Below are 19007 nucleotides of genomic sequence, written 5' to 3' on the forward strand. Positions count from 1 at the left end.
CCCCTCAGCCCTTCATCATGTTGATGTCGTCGACGTCGATCGAGCCGCGGTTGCGGAAGAAGCAGACCAGGATCGCGAGGCCGATCGCCGCCTCCGCCGCCGCCACGGTCAGCACGAAGAGCGCGAAGACCTGCCCGACGAGATCGCCGAGATGCGCCGAGAAGGCCACCAGGTTGATGTTGACCGCCAGCAGCATCAGCTCGATCGACATCAGGATGACGATCACGTTCTTGCGGTTCAGGAAGATCCCGAAGATGCCCGTGACGAACAGGATCGCCGCCACGGTGAGATATGCCTCGAGGCCGACGCCTCCGATTGCAGCCTGCTCCATGCTAACTCCCCCTCGCGCGACGGCGCGTCAAATGCCCTGGCCCGGCTTCACGTCCTTGAGCTCGACGGACGCGGCACGGGTGCGGTGGATCTGCGCCAGCACGTTCTGGCGCTTGACATGCGCGCGGTGGCGCAGCGTGAGCACGATGGCGCCGATCATCGCGGTGAGCAGGATCAGCCCCGACGCCTGGAAGGCGTAGATGTAGCGGTCGTAGATGATCTGCCCGAGCGCCGGGGCATTGGCCAGATCGCCCGGCACCGGCATCGCCGCGGCGCGCGCCCCGGGCGCGGCATCGGCCAGCACCCAGTGCCCGAGCACCAGGCCGAGCTCCATCAGCAGCGCCAGCCCGATCAGCGCGCCCACCGGCAGGTATTCCGCCAGCCCGCTCTTCAGCTCGGTGAAGTCGACATCGAGCATCATCACCACGAAGAGGAAGAGCACCATCACCGCGCCGACATAGACGATGATCAGCAGCATCGCGACGAACTCCGCCCCCACCAGCACCATCATGCCGGCGGCGGAAAAGAAGGTGAGGATCAGCCAGAGCACCGAGTGCACCGGGTTGCGCGCCAGGATCACCATGAGCCCGGCGGCCACCGCCACGCTGGCAAAGACGTAGAAGGCGAAGGCGGTGAGCGTCATGCTTTCTCTTCCTCTTTCGCGAAGACTTCCAGCGCCGCGTTCAGCGCATTGATCATCGCCGGGAACCCTCCGTAGAGGCCCATCTGCATGATGGCCTCGGCGATCTCGCGCTGGCTCGCGCCGGCCTTGCGGGCACTGGCGATGTTGACCTCGAGCTGCGGCCGGGTTTGCCCGCCGAGCGCGCTGAGCGCCCCCACGGTGACCAGGAGCCGCGTCCTGATGTCCAGCCCGTCGCGCGCATAGACCCGGCCATAGGCCATGTCCACGACGCTTTCGGCGAAGCCGGGCAGGAGCGCGTCGTAGCGCCCGGCGAGCGCCTGCTCCATGCCCGGGTTCAGCGTCTCCGCCGCCGCGCGGCCGCGCTCGAGGATGGCGTTCGCATCGGTCATCGGTAGGGCGCGTCCAGCTCGAGGTTGCGGGCGATCTCGCGCTCCCAGCGGTCGCCGTTCTCGAGCAGCCGCTCCTTGTTGAAGTAGAGCTCCTCGCGGGTCTCGGTGGCGAACTCGAAGTTCGGCCCCTCGACGATGGCATCCACCGGGCAGGCCTCCTGGCAGAAGCCGCAATAGATGCACTTGGTCATGTCGATGTCGTAGCGCGTGGTGCGCCGCGAGCCGTCCTCGCGGGGCTCGGCCTCGATGGTGATCGCCTGCGCCGGGCAGATCGCCTCGCAGAGCTTGCAGGCGATGCAGCGCTCCTCGCCGTTGGGATAGCGCCGCAGCGCGTGCTCGCCGCGGAAGCGGGGCGAGAGCGGGCCCTTCTCGTGCGGGTAGTTCAGCGTCGCCTTGGGCTTGAAGAAATACCGCATGCCGATCCGGAAACCGGCGATGATGTCCTTCATCAGGAAGTAGCCGAGGGCGCGGTCGTAGGCGATGGCCATGGGGTCAGCCTCCGGTTGCGAAGCGGGCATAGCCCACCACGTCGTATTTCGCGAGAATGGCGGCGATCACGACCCAGCCGAGCGACATCGGCAGGAACACCTTCCAGCCGAGGCGCATGAGCTGGTCGTAGCGGTAGCGCGGCACGATCGCCTTCACCATCGCGAAGATGAAGAAGAAGAAGACGATCTTGAGCACCATCCAGAGCACGCCGTCCGGCAGCCCGGGGATCGGCGAGAGCCAGCCGCCGAAGAACAGCAGCGTGGTCATCGCGCACATCAGCACGATGTTCATGTACTCGCCGATCATGAAGAGCAGGTAGGGGGTCGAGGAATACTCCACCTGATAGCCCGCGACGAGCTCCGATTCCGCCTCCGGCAGGTCGAAGGGCGGCCGGTTGGTCTCCGCCAGCGCCGAGATGAAGAAGATGATCATCATCGGGAAATGCGGCAGCCAGTACCACGAGAGCAGGCCGTAGTCGCCGTCCTGCGCGCGCACGATGTCCGAGAGGTTGAGCGAGCCGGTGGAGATCAGCACGCCGATGATGATGAGGCCGATCGAGACCTCGTAGGACACCATCTGCGCCGCCGAGCGCAGGCCGCCGAGGAAGGGATATTTCGAGTTGGAGGCCCAGCCGCCCATGATCACGCCATAGACGCCCAGCGAGCTGATCGCGAAGATGTAGAGCACGCCGACATTGAGATCCGAGATCACCCAGCCATCGGCGAAGGGGATCACCGCCCAGGAGATCGCCGCCAGCACGAAGGTGAGCAGCGGCGCCACCAGGAACACGATCCGGTCGGCGCCGGCGGGGATCACGATCTCCTTCAGCACGAACTTGCCGAAATCCGCGAAGCTCTGAAGCAGGCCGAAGGGGCCGACCACGTTGGGCCCCCGCCGCAGCTGCACCGCCGCCCAGACCTTGCGGTCCATCAGCAGCAGGAAGGCGAGGCTCACCAGGATGCAGACCGTCACCACCAGGCATTGCGCCAGGATGATGATGAAGGTGCCGAGATCGGTGTCGAAGAAGTCCATGGCGGGCGCTCCTTATTCTGCGGCCAGCGGCCGGGCGGCCCGCTCCGCCGCGAGGCGGGAGAGCTCGGCCATCAGCGGGCTGGCGCGCAGCACCGGGTTCACGAGGTAGTGGTCGGCCACCGTCGAGGCGAGGGCGCCCGCGCCGAGCTCGCCGGCCGGCAGCGGCTGCCATTCGGCCTCGGCGATGGTGTCGAGCTCCGCCAGATGCGGATGCGCCTCGAAGAGCTGGCTGCGGAGCTGATCGAGGCTGTCGAAGGGCAGGGCGCTGCCGAGCCGGCCCGAAAGCGCGCGCAGGATCGCCCAGTCCTCCTTCGCCTCGCCCGGCGGGAAGCCCGCGCGCATCGCCATCTGCACGCGCCCCTCGGTGTTGACGTAGAGGCCGGACTGCTCGGTATAGGCCGCGCCGGGCAGGATCACGTCGGCCCGATGGGCGCCGCGATCGCCGTGATGGCCCTGGTAGATCACGAACGGGCCGGCGGCGATCTCGGTCTCGTCGGCGCCGAGATTGAGCACCACCTCGGCACCGTCCAGCGCGCCGGCGATGCCGCCCTCGTGGACGAAGCCGAGATCCATCGCGCCGACCCGCGCCGCCGCGGTGTGCAGCACCAGGAACTTCGAGTTGCTGCGCTCGGCGAAGGCCATGGCGCGCGCCAGAACCGCGGCGCCGTCGGCCCCGGTCAGCGCGCCCTGGCCGACGATCACCACCGTGGGCTTGTCGAGCACGTCCTCGACCTTGGCGCTCTCGAGGCTGGCCAGCGCGGCGCGGTCGTCGCCGTAGTGGTGATAGTCGTAGGTGAGGTCGACCGCCGGGCCGACCAGGCCGACCTTGGCGCCGGCGAGCCAGGCCTTGCGGATGCGCGCGTTGAGCACCGGCGCCTCGATCCGCGGATTGGTGCCGATCAGCATGAAATGCGTCGCGCCGTCGAGATCCTCGATCCGCGCGGTGCCGACATAGGCCGAGCGGTTGCCGGCCGGGAGCTGCGCGCCGTCCTGCCGGCACTCGTGCCGCGCCGAGCCGAGGCCCGCGAGCAGGGATTTCAGCGCATGGACCGCCTCGACCGAGACCAGATCGCCGGCCAGCCCGGCGACCTTGTCGCCGGCCGCCCCGATCCTCTCCGCCGCCAGCTCCAGCGCCTCCGCCCAGCTTGCCGGGCGCAGCTTGCCGTTCTCGCGGATATAGGGCTTGTCCAGCCGCTGGCGCGCCAGCCCGTCCGCGACGTGGCGGGTGCGGTCGGCGATCCACTCCTCGTTGACCCCGTCATGGTTGCGCGGCAGCACCCGCATCACCGCGCGCCCGCGGGTGTCGACGCGGATGTTGGCGCCGAGCGCGTCCATCGCGTCGATGGTCTGGGTCTTGGTCAGCTCCCAGGGCCGGGCCGAGAAGGAATAGGGCTTGTTGGTCAGCGCCCCCACCGGGCAGAGATCGACGATGTTGCCCTGCATCTCGGATTTCAGGATCTCGCCGAGATAGTTGGTGATCTCGGCATCCTCGCCGCGGCCGATCTGGCCGAGCTCGGAGACGCCGGCGACCTCGGTGATGAAGCGCACGCAGCGGGTGCAGGAGATGCAGCGGGTCATGTGGGTCTCGACCAGCGGGCCGAGATGCAGGTCCTCCACCGCGCGCTTGGGCTCGCGGTAGCGGGAGAAATCCACGCCGTAGGCCATGGCCTGGTCCTGCAGGTCGCACTCGCCGCCCTGGTCGCAGATCGGGCAGTCGAGCGGGTGGTTGATGAGCAGGAACTCCATCACCCCCTCGCGGGCCTTCTTGACCATCGGCGAGTTGGTGCGCACCTCCGGCGGCTCGCCGTTGCGCCCGCCGCGCAGGTCCCGCACCATCAGGTGGCAGGAGGCGGCCGGCTTCGGCGCGCCGACCGGCTCGACGAGGCACATCCGGCAGTTGCCCGCGATCGACAGCCGCTCGTGATAGCAGAAGCGCGGGATCTCGATCCCGGCCTGCTCGCAGGCCTGGATCACCGTGAGGTTGGGATCGGCCTCGATCTCGCGGCCGTCGATGATGATGGTGCGCAGATCGCTCATTCTGTCACTCCGCTGCGATTGGCGTGCAGGCCCGTTCGCGGTACAGGCGCGCCGCGGGAAGGTGCGACCAGCCGAAGGCGTGGTCGCTGTCGCCATGGGTCTTCAGATGCTCGAGCCGGGCGAGCCCTTCCTCGAGGCTCGGACGGTGGCCCGCCGGCACATGCCACATCACGAGATGCCGCTCGCCGAGCAGCTCGAACCACTCGGCCCGGCGCTCGTAGAACTGGCGGTGGACGGTGCCCCAGACGAAGCGCTCGAGCGCCTCGACGCTCTCCCAGACCGTGAGATTGCTCACGAGGCGCGGGTCGCCGCCGATCTTCGTCTCGGTGTTGCCGGTGCCGGGCGCGCCCGAGCCCTGCATCATCCAGACGAAGCCGGGCATGCGCATGCCGAGGCCGTTCACCCGGTCGAGCGCGCCGATGAACTCGGCGACCCGCGGATCGTCGGCCTTCGCCACCAGGCGGCCGATGTTGAGCTCGGCGAGATGCATCCCGGTCTCCATCGCTCAGTCCGCCCCCGCCGTGCCGACCTTCGGGCGCCGGGTCATCACCGGCTCCGGCACGCGGCGCTTCTCGAGGATGGCGATCGAATCGTAGACATGGATGGCGTGCAGATGGCCCGCCGTCGCCGCGATCCGCTCGCCGCGGCCGTGATACCAGTGATGCATGTCGTCGATCATCACCTTCAGCCGGTTGTAGAACGCGCCCGGCCAGGCATAGCCGCCGCTGTAGCGCGGCCAGTAGGAGCAGTGCAGGTCCTCGACGAGATAGATGCCGCCCTCGGCGAGCAGCGGGAACAGCACGTCGAGGCTCGCCTGGATGTGGCGGTTGTCATGGCTGCCGTCGTCGATCACCAGGTCGATGCCGCCCATCTCCTCGACCACCGAGCGCAGGAACGCCGCATCGGTCTGCGAGCCGATCCGCACCGAGCCCGCCTTGCCGTCATGCACGGCGCAGCTCGGGTCGATGTCGATGCCGTAGATGATCGCCTCGCTGCCGAAGAAGCGCCGCCAGATCTCCAGGGAGCCGCCATAGGCGACGCCGATCTCGAGGATCCGGATCGGCTTGCCCCGGAGCGGGCCGAAATGGCGCTCGTAGATCTCGGGATAATGCAGCCACTTGAGCGCGCGGGCGCCGTCATGGCTGTCATAGATCCGGCCGAACTCGGTGGCCTCGAGCGCCTCGGCGGGCGCATCGTCGTCGATATAGGTGTTGATATGCCTCGGGCGCGGCAGCAGCTTGCCCCGCACGCGGTGCATCACCTCGACCGGTGTCAGCCTCTCGCCCTTCCATCGCAGCGTGAACGCCATCTCGTCGCAGTCCCCCGCCTCGGCCTATTCCGCCGCGACCGCGCTCGCGCGGCCTTTCTGCTTCGCCTTGATCCGGTCCTCGATCTCGTCGCGGAAATGCCGGATGAGGCCCTGGATCGGCCAGGCCGCGGCATCGCCGAGGGCGCAGATCGTGTGGCCCTCCACCTGCTTGGTGACGTCGTGCAGCATGTCGATCTCCTCGATCGCCGCGTCGCCGGTCACCAGGCGCTCCATCACCCGCATCATCCAGCCGGTGCCCTCGCGGCAGGGCGTGCACTGGCCGCAGCTCTCGTGCTTGTAGAACTTGGCCAGCCGCCAGATCGCCTTGATGACATCGGTCGACTGGTCCATCACGATCACCGCGGCGGTGCCGAGGCCGGATTTCTGATCCCGCAGCCAGTCGAAATCCATGATCGCGTCGTCCATCGCCGCGGCCGGCAGCAGCGGCACCGAGGAGCCGCCCGGGATCACCGCCTTGAGGTTCTGCCAGCCGCCGCGGATGCCGCCGCAATGGCGGTCGATCAGCTCGCGGAAGGTGATCGACATCGCCTCCTCGACGACGCAGGGCGCGTTCACATGGCCGGAGATCGCGAAGATCTTGGTGCCGGTGTTGTTGGCCCGGCCGATGCCGGCGAACCAGTCCGCCCCGCGGCGCAGGATGGTCGGCACCACGGCGATGCTCTCGACGTTGTTCACCGTGGTCGGGCAGCCATAGAGGCCGACGCCGGCGGGGAAGGGGGGCTTCAGCCGCGGCATGCCCTTCTTGCCCTCGAGGCTCTCGATCAGCGCCGTTTCCTCGCCGCAGATATAGGCGCCGGCGCCATGCGCGAGATAGAGGTCGAAATCCCAGCCCGAGCCGGCGGCGTCCCTGCCGAGCAGGCCGGCATCGTAGCACTCGTCGATCGCCGCCTGCAGGCATTCGCGCTCGCGGATGTACTCGCCGCGGATGTAGATGTAGCAGGCATTGGCCCCCATCGCGAAGGAGGCGATCAGGCAGCCCTCGATCAGCGTGTGCGGATCGTGGCGCATGATCTCCCGGTCCTTGCAGGTGCCGGGCTCGGATTCGTCGGCGTTGACCACGAGGTAATGCGGCCGGCCGTCGTTGCCCTTGGGCATGAACGACCATTTCAGCCCGGTCGGGAAGCCGGCGCCGCCGCGCCCGCGCAGGCCCGACTTCTTCATCTCCTCGATGATCGCGTCGCGGCCGCGGGCGATCAGGTCCGCGGTGCCGTCCCAGTGGCCGCGGGCGCGCGCGCCCTTCAGGCTCCGGTCGGCCATGCCGTAGAGATTGGTGAAGATCCGGTCCTTGTCAGCGAGCATCACGAATCCCCCTTGTCGGCGGTCAGCGCCTTGGCCTGCGCCACCCAGTCATCGCGCAGGATGCGGCCGTTGAACCCTTCGAGATGATAGTCGACCCAGGCGATCTCCCGGTCGCTCCAGGAGGCGATCTGGTCGAAATGGTAGACGCCGAGCCGGTGCAGCAGCGATTCGAGCTTGGGCCCGATGCCCTTGATCTTCTGCAGATCGTCCGGCCCGCCGTCGCGCGCATCCGCGAGCAGTTCGGGCTTGTCCTCGTCCGAGGGCGCGACCGGTTCCGCCGGCTCTGCGGCGGCGGGGGCAGGGGCGGCGTCGCCGGTCTCGACCGGCTCGGCGCCGGCCTCCTCGGCCAGGTCGGTGCCCTCGGGGCGGCCGATGGTCTCGGCCTCGGTGGCCGGGGTCTCCGGGCGGTCGGGCTCGCCATCGGCGGCGACCGGCGCCGGCTCCTCGCCGGGGGCCGGGCCCTCGGGTTGCGGCGCCGCCTCGGCCGCACCGGCGCTCCGGCCGAGGGCGAGGTCGCTCGCGGTCGGCTCGGTGCCGTCGATGCGCTTCACGGTGTCGCCGATCTCGGTGGCCAGGGTCACCGAGCCGTTGCTCTCATGCACCTTCGGCACGTCGAGCGAGGTCAGCCCGCTGACCGGCTCGGAGGCGAAGCGGCCCTTGGCCGAGCCCGGCCGGGGCACCTCGCCGCGGGCGAAGGCATCGAGCAGCTTGCCGAAGCTCGCGGCGTCGAGATCCTCGTAATAGTCCTTGCCGATCTGCGCCATCGGCGCGTTGGAGCAGGCGCCGAGGCATTCGACCTCCTCCCAGGAGAACTTGCCGTCGGCCGAGAGCGTGTGGGGCTTGGCCGCGATCCGCGACTTGCAGACCTCGACCAGCGCCTCCGAGCCGCAGAGCATGCAGGGCGTGGTGCCGCAGATCTGCACATGCGCCACCGAGCCCACCGGCCTGAGCTGGAACATGAAGTAGAAGGTCGCGACCTCGAGCACGCGGATCTCGGCCATGCCGAGCATCCTCGCCACGGTCTCGACGATCGGGCGGCTGATCCAGCCTTCCTGCTCCTGCGCGCGCCAGAGCAGCGGGATCACGGCGGAGGCCTGCCGGCCCTCGGGATATTTCGCGATCTGGCGCTCGGCCCATTCCGCATTGGCCGGGGTGAAGGCAAAGCTCTCGGGCTGCTCGTGATGCAGTCTGCGCAGGCTCATGGCGTCCTCTCGGTGTCGCGCCGCGGGGTCAGTCGATCCGCGCGCAGATATTGGTCATGATCAGCGGGAACTGGACCGTGTCCTCCTGGCCCGAGCCCACCATCAGGCGGCAGACATAGAGCGGATGGTCCGCACCGTCCGGATGCTCCATCACGAAGCCGAAGCGGTTCACCGCCGCATCGGTCGCCGGCGCGGTGGTGATCGGCCCGACCACATAGCCCGCCGCGTGCAGCGTGCCGATGGTGGTCTCGGCCGGGAGCACGTCGCCCTGCGCCGCCGCCGGCAGCGCCGCCTCGGGCTCCGGCGCGGCGGTCTCCTGCGCCAGCGCGGGCGCGGCGAGCAGCGCGAGGGCAAGGGCCGTGCGGATCATCGGTCGATCTCCCCGAACACGATGTCGAGGCTGCCCAGGATCGCCGAGACATCGGCGAGCTGGTGGCCGCGGCAGATATGGTCCATCGCCGCGAGGTGCGGATAGCCCGGGGCGCGGATCTTGCACTTGTAGGGCTTGTTGCTGCCGTCGGAGACCAGATAGACGCCGAACTCGCCCTTCGGCGCCTCGACCGCGGCATAGACCTCGCCCTCCGGCACCCGGAAGCCCTCGGTATAGAGCTTGAAGTGGTGGATGAGCGCCTCCATCGAGGACTTCATCTCGCCGCGCCGGGGCGGCGCCATCTTGCCGTCGGTGGTGATCACCGGCGCGCCCTTGCAGTTCGCCAGCCGCTCGAGGCACTGCTTCATGATCTTCACGCTCTCGCGCATCTCGTCCATGCGGCAGAGATAGCGGTCGTAGCAGTCCCCGTTCTTGCCGACGGGGATCTGGAACTCCATCTCGTTGTAGCACTCGTAGGGCTGCGCGCGGCGCAGGTCCCAGGCCCAGCCGGAGCCGCGCACCATCACGCCGGAGAAGCCGTAGGCCTGCGCCTCCTCGACGGTGATCACCGCGATGTCGACGTTGCGCTGCTTGAAGATGCGGTTCTCGGTGAGCAGCTCCTCGAGGTCGTCGCAGACCTGCAGGAACGGGTCGCACCAGTCCGCGATGTCCTCGAGCAGCTCGTCGGGCAGGTCCTGGTGCACGCCGCCGGGGCGGAAATAGGCGGCGTGCAGCCGCGCCCCGCAGGCCCGCTCGTAGAACACCATGAGCTTCTCGCGCTCCTCGAAGCCCCAGAGCGGCGGGGTCAGCGCGCCGACATCCATCGCCTGCGTGGTGACGTTGAGGAGGTGGTTGAGGATCCGCCCGATCTCGCAGAACAGCACCCGGATCAGCTGCCCGCGATAGGGCACCTCGGCGCCGACCAGCTTCTCGATGGCGAGGCACCAGGCATGCTCCTGGTTCATCGGCGCCACATAGTCGAGCCGGTCGAAATAGGGCAGGTTCTGCAGGTAGGTGCGGCTCTCCATCAGCTTCTCGGTGCCGCGATGCAGGAGCCCGATATGCGGATCGACCCGGTCGACGATCTCGCCGTCGAGCTCGAGCACCATGCGCAGCACGCCGTGCGCCGCCGGGTGCTGCGGCCCGAAATTGATGTTGAAGTTGCGGATCCGCTGTTCGCCGGTGAGGGGGTCCGCCTTGCTGCCGTCCATGCGTTCTCTCCGTGCTCCGCTCAGCCTGCCGACCGCCCGCGCCGGCCGTGGCCGGTGCCCGGGGCCGCGTGCCGAGACGCGCGATCCATCACGACGTGCCCTGCTTCTCGTCGCCGGGCAGGATGTAGTCGGCCCCCTCCCAGGGGCTCATGAAGTCGAAGGTCCGGTATTCCTGCACCAGGCTCACCGGCTCGTAGACCACCCGCTTGGCGGTCTCGTCATAGCGGACCTCGGTGTAGCCCGTGGTCGGGAAGTCCTTGCGCAGCGGATAGCCGCGGAAGCCGTAGTCGGTCAGGATCCGGCGCAGGTCCGGATGGCCCGAGAACAGGATCCCGTACATGTCGAAGACCTCCCGCTCGAACCAGTTGGCCGAGGGGTGGATGTCGTTGATCGAGGGGATCACGTCGTCCTCGCCGCAGGACAGCTTGACCCGCACCCGGTGGTTCTGCCGCATCGAGAGGAAATGGTAGACCACCTCGAAGCGGGTCTCGCGCTGCGGGAAGTCCACCGCGGTGATGTCGATCAGCGTGGTGAAGGCGCAGGCCGGGTTCTCCTGCAGATACTGCACGAGCGCGTGCAGCCCGGAGCCCGTGGTGAAGACGGTCAGCTCGCCATTGGCGACGCCGTGGCCGTCGACCTCGTCGCTGCGGTTGCTCGCGATCATCTCGCCGAGTTCGATCAGGGCGTCGGACATGGGGCTCCTCCCTCAGCGCACGATGGTGCCGGTGCGGCGGATCTTCCGCTGCAACTGCAGGAGGCCGTAGACCAGCGCCTCCGCCGTCGGCGGGCAGCCGGGCACGTAGATGTCGACCGGCACCACCCGGTCGCAGCCGCGCACCACCGAATAGCTGTAGTGGTAGTAGCCGCCGCCATTGGCGCAGGAGCCCATCGAGATCACGTAGCGCGGCTCGGGCATCTGGTCGTAGACCTTGCGCAGCGCCGGCGCCATCTTGTTGGTCAGCGTGCCGGCGACGATCATCACGTCGGACTGGCGCGGGCTGGCCCGCGGCGCGATGCCGAAGCGCTCGATGTCGTAGCGCGGCATCGAGGCCTGCATCATCTCGACCGCGCAGCAGGCGAGCCCGAAGGTCATCCACATCAGCGAGCCGGTGCGCGCCCAGTTGATCAGGTCGTCCGTGGAGGTGAGCAGGAAGCCCTTGTCGGCCAGCTCGTCGGACAGGTTGCGGGCGAGGACGTCCTTGTCCGCACCGGCGATCGCGCCTGCGGTCGTCACTCCCATTCGAGCGCTCCCTTCTTCCACTCATAGGCGAAGCCGATGGTCAGCACGCCGAGAAACACCATCATCGACCAGAACGCCGTGTCGGACAGGTCGCCGAAGGCGGCCGCCCAGGGAAACAGCATCGCGATCTCGAGATCGAAGATGATGAACAGGATCGAGACGAGATAGAAGCGCACGTCGAACTTCATGCGCGCGTCGTCGAAGGCGTTGAAGCCGCATTCGTAGGCGGAGGTCTTCTCGCTGTCCGGATTCCGGACCGCGAGGATCCAGGCGGCCACGATCAGGAAGAGCCCGAGCCCGATCGCGAGGCCGAGGAAGATCAGGATCGGGAGGTATTCGCGGAGCAGTTCGTCCATGGCGCGCATCCCCGAGGCTGGCTTAAGGCACTGCTGAGAGGTCTAATCTCGTGCCCCTTCCACGTCAAACGCTCCGGGTGCGACACACTCCGCGCCGGACCGCCCGCGCGGCCGCCATTTCGTCGTGAATCGGGGTCAGGCCGCCCGGCGCGAGGGCCAGAGCACGGTGCCGAGCGCCAGCAGCGCCGCGAGCCCGGCAAAGGCCGGCCCGGCGCTGCCGCCGAACAGCAGGAACGGCAGGGCGGCGAAGGCGACCGGCCAGCCCGGCAGCCCGGCATCGCGCATGCGCGCCGCGATCATGAAGAGCGCGGCGACGAGATAGAGCGCGAGGAGCAGGGTGGCGGCGACGATGCGGGCATCGGACAGGCCGTGGGCCAGCATGATGCCGGGCCCGTCGAGCAGGTTGCCGCTCTGATGGATCGCGGCGATCGCGGCGGCGCCGGCGGGGCCGCCGGTGATCGCGAAGAGCCAGGCGACGGCCATCGCGAAGCCGGCCGTGAGACCGGAGATCATCACGAAGAAGCCGAGCCGGTCGAGGCGGCCGAAATAGACGGAATCCAGAATGCTAGCCATGGCGCAGCGCTCTCGGTTCTGATCCTGCTTGCTCAAGTCGGCTGCGGGACCGCAGCCGCAGAACGCCAACTTCCGTAAAGGCCACTCAACTGGTGCGCGAGTGGCTAGCATCCTGGACCGGATTTGGACAATCGCAAATTAACCTTTGCGCGATCCGCAACGGTCTTGTTCTCGGGATTGTTGTATGCAGGACACAGACAGCCGGCGCTGGATGCGCTGACTGTTGCTCTGTCGTGCTTGGCAGATCCGGGCAGTGGCGCGGTTGACGGGGCTCGAACCCGCGACCTCCGGCGTGACAGGCCGGCACTCTAACCAACTGAGCTACAACCGCAGAGAACTGCGAGCCGCCTCAGCCCGGTAGCGCCCAATTAAAGACGCCGGCCGGTGCCGTCAAGCGGGTCATGGGCGAAAGATTGCATTTTTGTGGAGCGCCCGATGCCGGCGCCGCTCAGCGCGCGGCGGTCCCGAAGGCGAGGGCCACGCTGTTCGAGCCGCGATGCTCGATCGGCAGGGTGAACCAGAACAGCGAGCCGGTGCCGAGGCTGCTCTCGACGCCGATCTGCCCGCCGAGGGCCTCGACCAGCTGCTTGGAGATCGCGAGGCCGAGGCCGGTGCCGCCATAGCGCCGGCCGATGGTGCCGTCGGCCTGGGCAAAGCGGGTGAAGAGGGTCTTCTGCCCCTCCGACGAGATGCCGATGCCGGTGTCGCGCACCTCGAGGCGGATGAAGCCGTCGTTGCGCGGGTCGAGCCCGGCGCGGACGCAGACCTCGCCGCTCTCGGTGAACTTGATCGCGTTGCCGGCGAGGTTGACCAGCACCTGCCGCACCCGCGCCGGGTCGCCGAGCATGCGCTTCGGCACCTCCTCGTCGATCTCGATGCGCAGCGCCAGGCGCTTCTCCTTGGCGCGCAGCTCGAGCATGGCGAAGACCTCGTCGACGACATCGCGCAGGTCGTAGGGGGCGCTGTCGATCTGCACCTCGTTGGCCTCGAGCTTGGAATAGTCGAGAATGTCGTTGAGGATCTGCATCAGCCCCGAGGCCGAGGCATGCGCCGTCTGCGCCTGCACCCGCTGCGGCTCGGTGAGATCGGAGCGCAGCAGCAGCGCCAGCATGCCGGTGACGCCGTTCATCGGCGTGCGGATCTCGTGGGACATGTTGGCCAGGAACTGCGACTTGGCGATGTTGGCCTTCTCGGCGGCGAGCCAGCTTTCCTCGAGCGAGCGCTCATGCGCCTTCTGCGCGGTGATGTCCTGCAATGCGCCCATCAGCCGCTTCAGCCGGCCGTTCTCCACCAGCGGCTGCCCGGTGGCGCGGACCCAGATGCTGCGCCCGGTGGCGGTGACGAGCTCGAGCTCGCGGTCGAAGGGCAGGCGGCGCTCGATGCAGGTGGTCACCGCCTCGGTGATCGTGCGCCGCGAATCGGGGGTGTAGAAGGCCATGGCGGCATCGAGGGTCGGCTCGTACCAGCGCGGCACCTCGTGGATCGACTTGGTGATCGAATCCCAGAACAGCGTGTCGCTCTCGACATCGAGCTCCCAGCCGCCGATGCCGGTGATCTCGACCACCTGGGCGAGCTTGCGGGTCTGCTCGCGGAGCTGGCCGGCGGCCGCCTCGGCGCGCTTGCGGGCGCTGTCGAGGGCGCGGGCCTGGCGCTTGGCCTCGGTGATGTCGAAGCGGAAGCCGACGCTGCCGCCGCTCGCTGTCCGGCGCTCGACGACGCGCACCCAGCGGTCGTCCGGCAGCCGGATCTCGAAGCTCGAATCGGCGGTGCGGTGCCGCTCGAGGCATTCGGCGACCCAGGCCTCCTCCTGGCCCTCGGCATCGAGGAACTGGCCGTTCCGCACGCCGTAGCGCAGGAACGCCTCGTAGCTCACGCCCTCCTCGATGATCTCGGCGCTGCGCGCGAAGATCTCGCGGAACTTGTCGTTGCACATCACCAGCCGGTCGTCGCTGTCGAACAGCACGAAGCCGTCGGGCAGGATGTTGATGGCGTCGAGCAGCCGCTGCTCGACCTCGATGGCGCGCTCGCGGGCGAGGGTCTGCTCGGTGACATCGGCGACCACGGCGCCGACGCCGGAGATCTCCCCCGCGGCATCGAAGACCGGGAACTTCACCGTGTGCAGGATCCGGTCGCCGAGCTCGGTGGTGGCGTATTCCTCGCGCGCCAGGGTCTGGCCGGTCTCGATCACGTGCAGGTCGTGCGCGCGGGTGCGGTCGGCCAGGCTGGAATAGTGCACGTCCTGCGGCAGCTTGCCGACGATGTCCTCGGCCTGCACGTTGAACAGCATCTCGAACTGCTTGTTGATCTCGATATAGCGCCCGTCACAGTCCTTCAGGTAGATCTCGACCGGGGCGTTGTCGAAGATCGCCTTCAGCCGGTTCTGGCTCTCGCGCAGGGCCGAGGTCTTCTCGGCCACCGCCTTGCGCAGATAGGCGTTGACCCCGAGGCTGGCGAGCAGGAGCGCGGCGGTCAGCCCGGTGACGATCGGCACCCAGTCCGGCAGCGCGAAGCTGCTCTTGCGCACCAGCCAGCGGTCGAGCAGCGCGTAGTATTCCGATTTCGGGTCGGCCTTCATCAGCGCGACGGTGGCGTCCACGACCTCCACCATGCTCTGCGGCACGCCGGGGGAATAGACGAAGTAGAGCGACAGCGGGCGGAACACGATGCTCGAACGCTCGAGCGCGAACTTGTCCTCGTGGGCGAGGCCGAAATGGTGGTTCACCACGCCGATATCGGCATCCCCGCGGGAGACCGCGCGCATCACCTCGATCAGCGAGGGCAGCGCGATGATCTCGACCTCGAAGCCGGTGCGCGCGGCGGCCTCGCGCAGCTCGCGCTCCTGCGGGCCGTCCTGCATCACGGCGACGCGGCGGCCGTCGAGATCGGCCAGGTCGCGCAGCGGCCGCGACGAGCCCTGCCGGGTGTAGAGCGCCGACCAGGTCTGCAGCACCGGCTCGCGGCCGAACCGCATGCGGCGCACGCCCTCTTCGGTATAGGCGACGTCGGGCAGGATATCGATCTCGCCGCGCCGGACCATCTGCACGCAGCGCTCGAGCTCGCAGGGGACATAGACCACCCGCATGCCGTGGCGCTCGGCGATCGCGTCGATCAGGCCGGGGAAGAAGCCCTGGGCATCGCCCTTGTCGTCGCGGAAGATCTTGGGCGCATTGTCGAACAGCCCGACATTGATCTGCCGGGTCAGCGTGTCGGCGCTCGCCGCCGCGGTGCCCGGCCGGAACCCGGCGCACAGCACCAGCAGCACCGCGCAGAGGATGCCTGCGTGGATCAAGACTCTCGGTGGGCGGCGATCTCGATGCCCGGCCCGATCCGATTTCGCGTGCGGCACCTCGTCTCCCCGGTGACGTTTGCAATATACTGGCCGCCAGATTAGCAAGAGCAAGCGAAGATTTGGGAATTTTTCTTCGTGTGGCCAGGCGTGGTCTCGGATCGGTTGGACCCGGAGCCGGTCGATGGCAGATTCGGGAGGAAAAGGTCCAGCGGCAGCCGACGGCTATCGGCGGCGTGATTCGGCCGCCGGCCCGGCGGAGTCGGTCGCCACGACGCCGGCAAGGGGACTAGATCAAGGTGACTATCGGCAATGATACCGGCGCGGCCCGGCTGGGGCTGAGTGCCGAGGATGCGCGCGGCAGGCTGCGCGAGCATGGCCCGAATCGTCAGCCCGGCCTGCTGCGCTCGCGCGCCCGGTTCCGGCTGGTCTCGGTCCTGGCCGATGCGCCGCTCCTGCTGGTCGCGGTGATCGCCGCCGCGCTGCTCGCCTTCGGCCAGGAGACGCAGGCGCTGCTGGTCAGCGGCGCGGCGCTGCTGCTGCTCGCGGTCTCGGCGCTCAAGGAGCGCTCCTCGGTGGCCGCGATCCGCGCCGCCGCGCGCAGCATCCGGCGCAAGGCGCTGGTGATCCGCGACGGGGTCGAGACCGTGGTGCCGGCGCGCGCGCTGGTGCCGGGCGATGCGGTGGTGCTGATGCCCGGCTGCCGGGTTCCCGCCGATCTCGCGCTGATCGCCGACAACGGGCTGCGGATCGCCGGGCGCGACGGCACCGTCGATGCGGCGCCGCGCGATCCCGCCGGCGCGCCCCGGGCCGAGCTGGCCGCCGGCGCCTGGGTGCTGGCCGGGCAGGGCGTCGGGCTGGTCCGGCCGCGCGGCAAGGGCGCCGGCGGCGGCAGGGGCTGGCCGGCGCTGCCGGACGAGGCGGCGGCGCCGGAGCCGGAGCGGCCGGAGCGGCCGGAGCACGAACCGGAGACCGAGGCCGCCGTGCTCGGCGGCGTTTCGCGGCTGATGATCGGCGCCGTGCTGGTCGCGATGATCCCGGTGGGCGGCATCGTGGGCTTCCTGCTGCTGAAGCGGGCGCTCTCGGTCTCCGATGCGGCGGTGCTGGCGACCGCGCTGGTCGTGCTCACGGTGCCGCCCGGGCGGGCGACCGCCGCGGCGCTGCTGCTCGGCCGCACCGTGCGCCGGCTAGCCGCCGACGGGGCGGTGGCGCTGCACGGGCGGGCGCTCGAGGCGCTCAGCCTCACCGGCTTCATCTGCATCGACAGCGCCGACAGCCTGCGCGAGCGCGATCCGCAGGCCCGCGCCGCGCTGCTGCCGGACGGCACGCGGTTCGATTTCGCCGGCGACCCGGGCGACGATCCGCGCCTCACCGGGCCGGAGCAGCGCGCCGCGGAGCTGGAGCGCCTGCTGCGGGCCGCCATCGTGGCCGGCGGCGCCCGGCTCGAGCCGACCGACCCGGCCTACCGCCCCGAGGGCGATCCCGACGGGGTCGCGCTGGCCGCCATCGGCCTCGCCATGGGCGTGCCGGCGGAGGCCTGGCGCGCCGTTCCGGTGGAGACCGGGCTCGGCCCCGCGCTTGCCGCCGGGGCGCTGCTCGAGGATGGCCGGCCGCGCCTCTGCCTGCGCGGCGGGGTCGCCGAGGTGCTCGATCTCTGCGCCGGCGCCGAGGGCGGCGCGGCGCCCGGCGCGCCCGGCGCGCCCGACCGGGAGGCGGTGCTGGCGGCGGCGGCGGCGCTCGAGGAGCAGGGCCTGCGCCCGCTCGCCGTGGCGCTGGGGCCGCCGCAGCAGGCGGAGGCCGAGCGCAACACCGATCTCGCCTTCCTCGGCCTCGTCGCCTTCGAGGACAGGCTGGCCCCCGATGCCCCCGCGGCGGCCCAGCGCGCCCGTGCCTCGCGGGTCCGCATCGCGGTGATGGACGACCGCGCGACGGCGCTGGCCCGCTCCGACGGTGTCCGGCTCGGCCTCGTGGAGCCCTTCGAGCGCGGCGTCACCGGGGCGGATTTCCGGCGGGCCCGGCATCTCGGCGTCGGCGGGGTGGACAACCTCGTGCGCCCGGCGCGGGTGTTCTCCGAGACCTCGCGGGCCGAGAAGGCGCTGGTCGCCGACAGCCTGCACCGCGACGGCTTCGTGGTCGCCGCCTTCGGCTCGCGGCACGCCGATCTGGCCGCGCTGCAGGCCGCCGATCTCGGCGCCGCGATCTACCGGCCGGGGGCCGACAGCCTCGCCGAGACCGCGGATCTCGTGGTGAACGACGGCCGCATCACCGCGATCCTCGGGATGATCGCCACCGCCCGTGCCGGCTTCGAGCGGCTGCGGCGGATGCTGGCCTGCAGCCTCGGCACCGGCTTCGGCATCGCGCTGCTGTTCGCCGCGGTGCTCGTCCTCGGCGGGACGTTCCCGGTGCTGCCGGCGCCGCTGCTGGTGTTCGCGGTGGCGCTGTCGATCGGGACCGATCTCGTCTTCGCGCTGGACGATGGCGGCGCCGCGGCGCTCGACCGGCGGCGCCGGCGCAGCGCCGAGCCGCTGCTCACCCGCCCGGCGCTGTTCCTGCTGCCGCTGGCGGCACTCGGCTTCGCCGCGGTGGCCTACGGGGCGCTTGTCGGGCTGCAGCGGCTGGCCCTGCCGGTGGACGAGATCCGCGGCGCCATGGCGGTGACGCTCGCCGCGCTCGCCGCGGTGCGGCTGCTCGCGGGGCGGCGCGAGGATGCCTCGCTGCTCGCCGCCGAGACCTGGCGCAACCCGGCCGCGCCGGCCGTCGCGGTCGGCCTCGTGGCGCTGGCCGTGGCCGCCGGGATGGTGCCCGCGCTGGCATCGGCCGCCGGGCTGGCGGCGGCGCCGCCGGAGGCCTATCCGGTGATCGGCGCGGCGGTGCTGGCGCTGGCCGCGGTGGAGGACGTGCTGCGGCGGATGCGGGTCGCGATGCGCGACCGGGTGCTCAAGGTCACCCGTCGCGGGCGGGGATGAAGGCGCTGCTCAGCCGCGCCCGGTGCGCCTCGGCGAGGGCGGCGCTGCGCGTGCCGCTGTAGCGGCGGAGCTGCGCGATCAGCTCCTCGTTGCGCTTGCCGAGACGCTCCATCAGCGCCTTGCGCATCGGCTCGCGGCCCTGCGCCTCGGCGATCTCGACCGCCAGCAGGTCGACCGCCACCCAGGAGATCACCCCGGCGCCGATGCCGCAGGCGATGGCGAGCGGCCCGCCCGGGGCGCAGACCGCGGCGGCC

19 protein-coding genes and 1 tRNA gene are annotated in these 19007 nt (G+C 69.9%); 1 reads left to right on the forward strand and 19 read right to left on the reverse strand.

Translation table 11 applies throughout. The features are described 5' to 3' along the window. Positions 1 to 4 precede the first annotated feature (4 nt). From nuoK to QSJ97_RS22135, 18 genes are all read right to left on the reverse strand, one after another. On the reverse strand, positions 5 to 331 hold the full coding sequence (gene nuoK, locus QSJ97_RS22050) for an NADH-quinone oxidoreductase subunit NuoK (RefSeq protein ID WP_285674505.1): 327 nt from the start codon (positions 329 to 331) through the stop codon (positions 5 to 7). A 27-nt stretch (positions 332 to 358) separates the two neighbouring features. After that, on the reverse strand, positions 359 to 973 hold the full coding sequence (locus QSJ97_RS22055; protein WP_285674506.1) for an NADH-quinone oxidoreductase subunit J: 615 nt from the start codon (positions 971 to 973) through the stop codon (positions 359 to 361). Then, positions 970 to 1362 carry a carboxymuconolactone decarboxylase family protein gene (locus QSJ97_RS22060; protein WP_285674508.1) on the reverse strand — a complete coding sequence of 131 codons (393 nt, stop codon included), beginning with the start codon at positions 1360 to 1362 and terminating at the stop codon, positions 970 to 972. The genes QSJ97_RS22055 and QSJ97_RS22060 overlap by 4 nt, the downstream gene beginning before the upstream one ends. Next, positions 1359 to 1850, reverse strand: coding sequence for an NADH-quinone oxidoreductase subunit NuoI (nuoI, locus tag QSJ97_RS22065; protein ID WP_285674509.1), 492 nt, complete (start codon positions 1848 to 1850; stop codon positions 1359 to 1361). Before nuoI ends, QSJ97_RS22060 begins: the two co-directional genes overlap by 4 nt. Before the next feature lie 4 nt (positions 1851 to 1854). Further along, positions 1855 to 2883 (reverse strand): NADH-quinone oxidoreductase subunit NuoH, encoded by a 1029-nt coding sequence (gene nuoH, locus QSJ97_RS22070; RefSeq protein ID WP_285674510.1) that lies wholly within the window; start codon positions 2881 to 2883, stop codon positions 1855 to 1857. 12 nt (positions 2884 to 2895) lie between these two features. Next, positions 2896 to 4920, reverse strand: coding sequence for an NADH-quinone oxidoreductase subunit NuoG (nuoG, locus tag QSJ97_RS22075; protein ID WP_285674511.1), 2025 nt, complete (start codon positions 4918 to 4920; stop codon positions 2896 to 2898). A gap of 4 nt (positions 4921 to 4924) precedes the next feature. Further along, on the reverse strand, positions 4925 to 5410 hold the full coding sequence (locus QSJ97_RS22080; protein ID WP_285674512.1) for a DUF3291 domain-containing protein: 486 nt from the start codon (positions 5408 to 5410) through the stop codon (positions 4925 to 4927). Positions 5411 to 5425: 15 nt separating this feature from the next. Beyond that, positions 5426 to 6229: a class I SAM-dependent methyltransferase gene (locus QSJ97_RS22085; RefSeq protein WP_285674513.1), complete on the reverse strand. Its 804-nt coding sequence runs from the start codon at positions 6227 to 6229 to the stop codon at positions 5426 to 5428. A 24-nt stretch (positions 6230 to 6253) separates the two neighbouring features. Continuing rightward, the gene (nuoF, locus tag QSJ97_RS22090) at positions 6254 to 7549 is read right to left on the reverse strand and encodes an NADH-quinone oxidoreductase subunit NuoF (protein WP_285674514.1); all 1296 of its coding nucleotides are present in this window, start codon (positions 7547 to 7549) and stop codon (positions 6254 to 6256) included. Further along, on the reverse strand, positions 7549 to 8751 hold the full coding sequence (locus QSJ97_RS22095; RefSeq protein ID WP_285674515.1) for an NADH-quinone oxidoreductase subunit E: 1203 nt from the start codon (positions 8749 to 8751) through the stop codon (positions 7549 to 7551). The genes nuoF and QSJ97_RS22095 overlap by 1 nt, the downstream gene beginning before the upstream one ends. Positions 8752 to 8779: 28 nt before the next feature. Then, entirely contained in the window at positions 8780 to 9121 is a 342-nt protein-coding gene (locus QSJ97_RS22100) for a hypothetical protein (RefSeq protein ID WP_285674516.1), read from the reverse strand. Continuing rightward, positions 9118 to 10332, reverse strand: a complete 1215-nt coding sequence (locus tag QSJ97_RS22105) for an NADH-quinone oxidoreductase subunit D (protein WP_285674517.1) — start codon at positions 10330 to 10332, stop codon at positions 9118 to 9120. The genes QSJ97_RS22100 and QSJ97_RS22105 overlap by 4 nt, the downstream gene beginning before the upstream one ends. Before the next feature lie 88 nt (positions 10333 to 10420). Continuing rightward, a complete protein-coding gene (locus QSJ97_RS22110) occupies positions 10421 to 11026 on the reverse strand; it encodes an NADH-quinone oxidoreductase subunit C (protein WP_285674518.1) in 606 nt (201 codons plus the stop codon). Between the two features lie 12 nt (positions 11027 to 11038). Further along, positions 11039 to 11572: a NuoB/complex I 20 kDa subunit family protein gene (locus QSJ97_RS22115; protein ID WP_285674520.1), complete on the reverse strand. Its 534-nt coding sequence runs from the start codon at positions 11570 to 11572 to the stop codon at positions 11039 to 11041. After that, the gene (locus QSJ97_RS22120) at positions 11563 to 11928 is read right to left on the reverse strand and encodes an NADH-quinone oxidoreductase subunit A (protein ID WP_285674521.1); all 366 of its coding nucleotides are present in this window, start codon (positions 11926 to 11928) and stop codon (positions 11563 to 11565) included. Before QSJ97_RS22120 ends, QSJ97_RS22115 begins: the two co-directional genes overlap by 10 nt. Positions 11929 to 12063: 135 nt before the next feature. Then, on the reverse strand, positions 12064 to 12501 hold the full coding sequence (locus QSJ97_RS22125; protein ID WP_285674522.1) for a hypothetical protein: 438 nt from the start codon (positions 12499 to 12501) through the stop codon (positions 12064 to 12066). Between the two features lie 254 nt (positions 12502 to 12755). After that, positions 12756 to 12832, reverse strand: a tRNA-Asp gene (locus tag QSJ97_RS22130). 117 nt (positions 12833 to 12949) lie between these two features. Next, the gene (locus QSJ97_RS22135; RefSeq protein ID WP_285674523.1) at positions 12950 to 15790 is read right to left on the reverse strand and encodes an ATP-binding protein; all 2841 of its coding nucleotides are present in this window, start codon (positions 15788 to 15790) and stop codon (positions 12950 to 12952) included. A 296-nt stretch (positions 15791 to 16086) separates the two neighbouring features. Here QSJ97_RS22135 and QSJ97_RS22140 point away from each other — a divergent pair, with 296 nt between their 5' ends. After that, positions 16087 to 18753 carry a P-type ATPase actuator domain-containing protein gene (locus QSJ97_RS22140; protein WP_285674524.1) on the forward strand — a complete coding sequence of 889 codons (2667 nt, stop codon included), beginning with the start codon at positions 16087 to 16089 and terminating at the stop codon, positions 18751 to 18753. Here the strand turns inward: QSJ97_RS22140 and QSJ97_RS22145 are convergent. Further along, a partial coding sequence (locus QSJ97_RS22145; RefSeq protein WP_285674525.1) for a hypothetical protein occupies positions 18731 to 19007 on the reverse strand: 277 nt, incomplete at its 5' end. The two genes, QSJ97_RS22140 and QSJ97_RS22145, sit on opposite strands and share 23 nt — an antisense overlap.

The organism is Paralimibaculum aggregatum (assembly GCF_030270585.1).
Lineage (GTDB): Bacteria > Pseudomonadota > Alphaproteobacteria > Rhodobacterales > Rhodobacteraceae > Thermohalobaculum > Thermohalobaculum aggregatum.

Excerpts from the sequence above, each read along its gene's own strand:
- nuoK (WP_285674505.1), bottom strand. The coding sequence starts at position 331 with ATGGAGCAGGCTGCAATCGGAGGCGTCGGCCTCGAGGCATATCTCACC.
- QSJ97_RS22055 (WP_285674506.1), bottom strand. The coding sequence starts at position 973 with ATGACGCTCACCGCCTTCGCCTTCTACGTCTTTGCCAGCGTGGCGGTG.
- QSJ97_RS22060 (WP_285674508.1), bottom strand. The coding sequence starts at position 1,362 with ATGACCGATGCGAACGCCATCCTCGAGCGCGGCCGCGCGGCGGCGGAG.
- nuoI (WP_285674509.1), bottom strand. The coding sequence starts at position 1,850 with ATGGCCATCGCCTACGACCGCGCCCTCGGCTACTTCCTGATGAAGGAC.
- nuoH (WP_285674510.1), bottom strand. The coding sequence starts at position 2,883 with ATGGACTTCTTCGACACCGATCTCGGCACCTTCATCATCATCCTGGCG.
- nuoG (WP_285674511.1), bottom strand. The coding sequence starts at position 4,920 with ATGAGCGATCTGCGCACCATCATCATCGACGGCCGCGAGATCGAGGCC.
- QSJ97_RS22080 (WP_285674512.1), bottom strand. The coding sequence starts at position 5,410 with ATGCATCTCGCCGAGCTCAACATCGGCCGCCTGGTGGCGAAGGCCGAC.
- QSJ97_RS22085 (WP_285674513.1), bottom strand. The coding sequence starts at position 6,229 with ATGGCGTTCACGCTGCGATGGAAGGGCGAGAGGCTGACACCGGTCGAG.
- nuoF (WP_285674514.1), bottom strand. The coding sequence starts at position 7,549 with ATGCTCGCTGACAAGGACCGGATCTTCACCAATCTCTACGGCATGGCC.
- QSJ97_RS22095 (WP_285674515.1), bottom strand. The coding sequence starts at position 8,751 with ATGAGCCTGCGCAGACTGCATCACGAGCAGCCCGAGAGCTTTGCCTTC.
- QSJ97_RS22100 (WP_285674516.1), bottom strand. The coding sequence starts at position 9,121 with ATGATCCGCACGGCCCTTGCCCTCGCGCTGCTCGCCGCGCCCGCGCTG.
- QSJ97_RS22105 (WP_285674517.1), bottom strand. The coding sequence starts at position 10,332 with ATGGACGGCAGCAAGGCGGACCCCCTCACCGGCGAACAGCGGATCCGC.
- QSJ97_RS22110 (WP_285674518.1), bottom strand. The coding sequence starts at position 11,026 with ATGTCCGACGCCCTGATCGAACTCGGCGAGATGATCGCGAGCAACCGC.
- QSJ97_RS22115 (WP_285674520.1), bottom strand. The coding sequence starts at position 11,572 with ATGGGAGTGACGACCGCAGGCGCGATCGCCGGTGCGGACAAGGACGTC.
- QSJ97_RS22120 (WP_285674521.1), bottom strand. The coding sequence starts at position 11,928 with ATGGACGAACTGCTCCGCGAATACCTCCCGATCCTGATCTTCCTCGGC.
- QSJ97_RS22125 (WP_285674522.1), bottom strand. The coding sequence starts at position 12,501 with ATGGCTAGCATTCTGGATTCCGTCTATTTCGGCCGCCTCGACCGGCTC.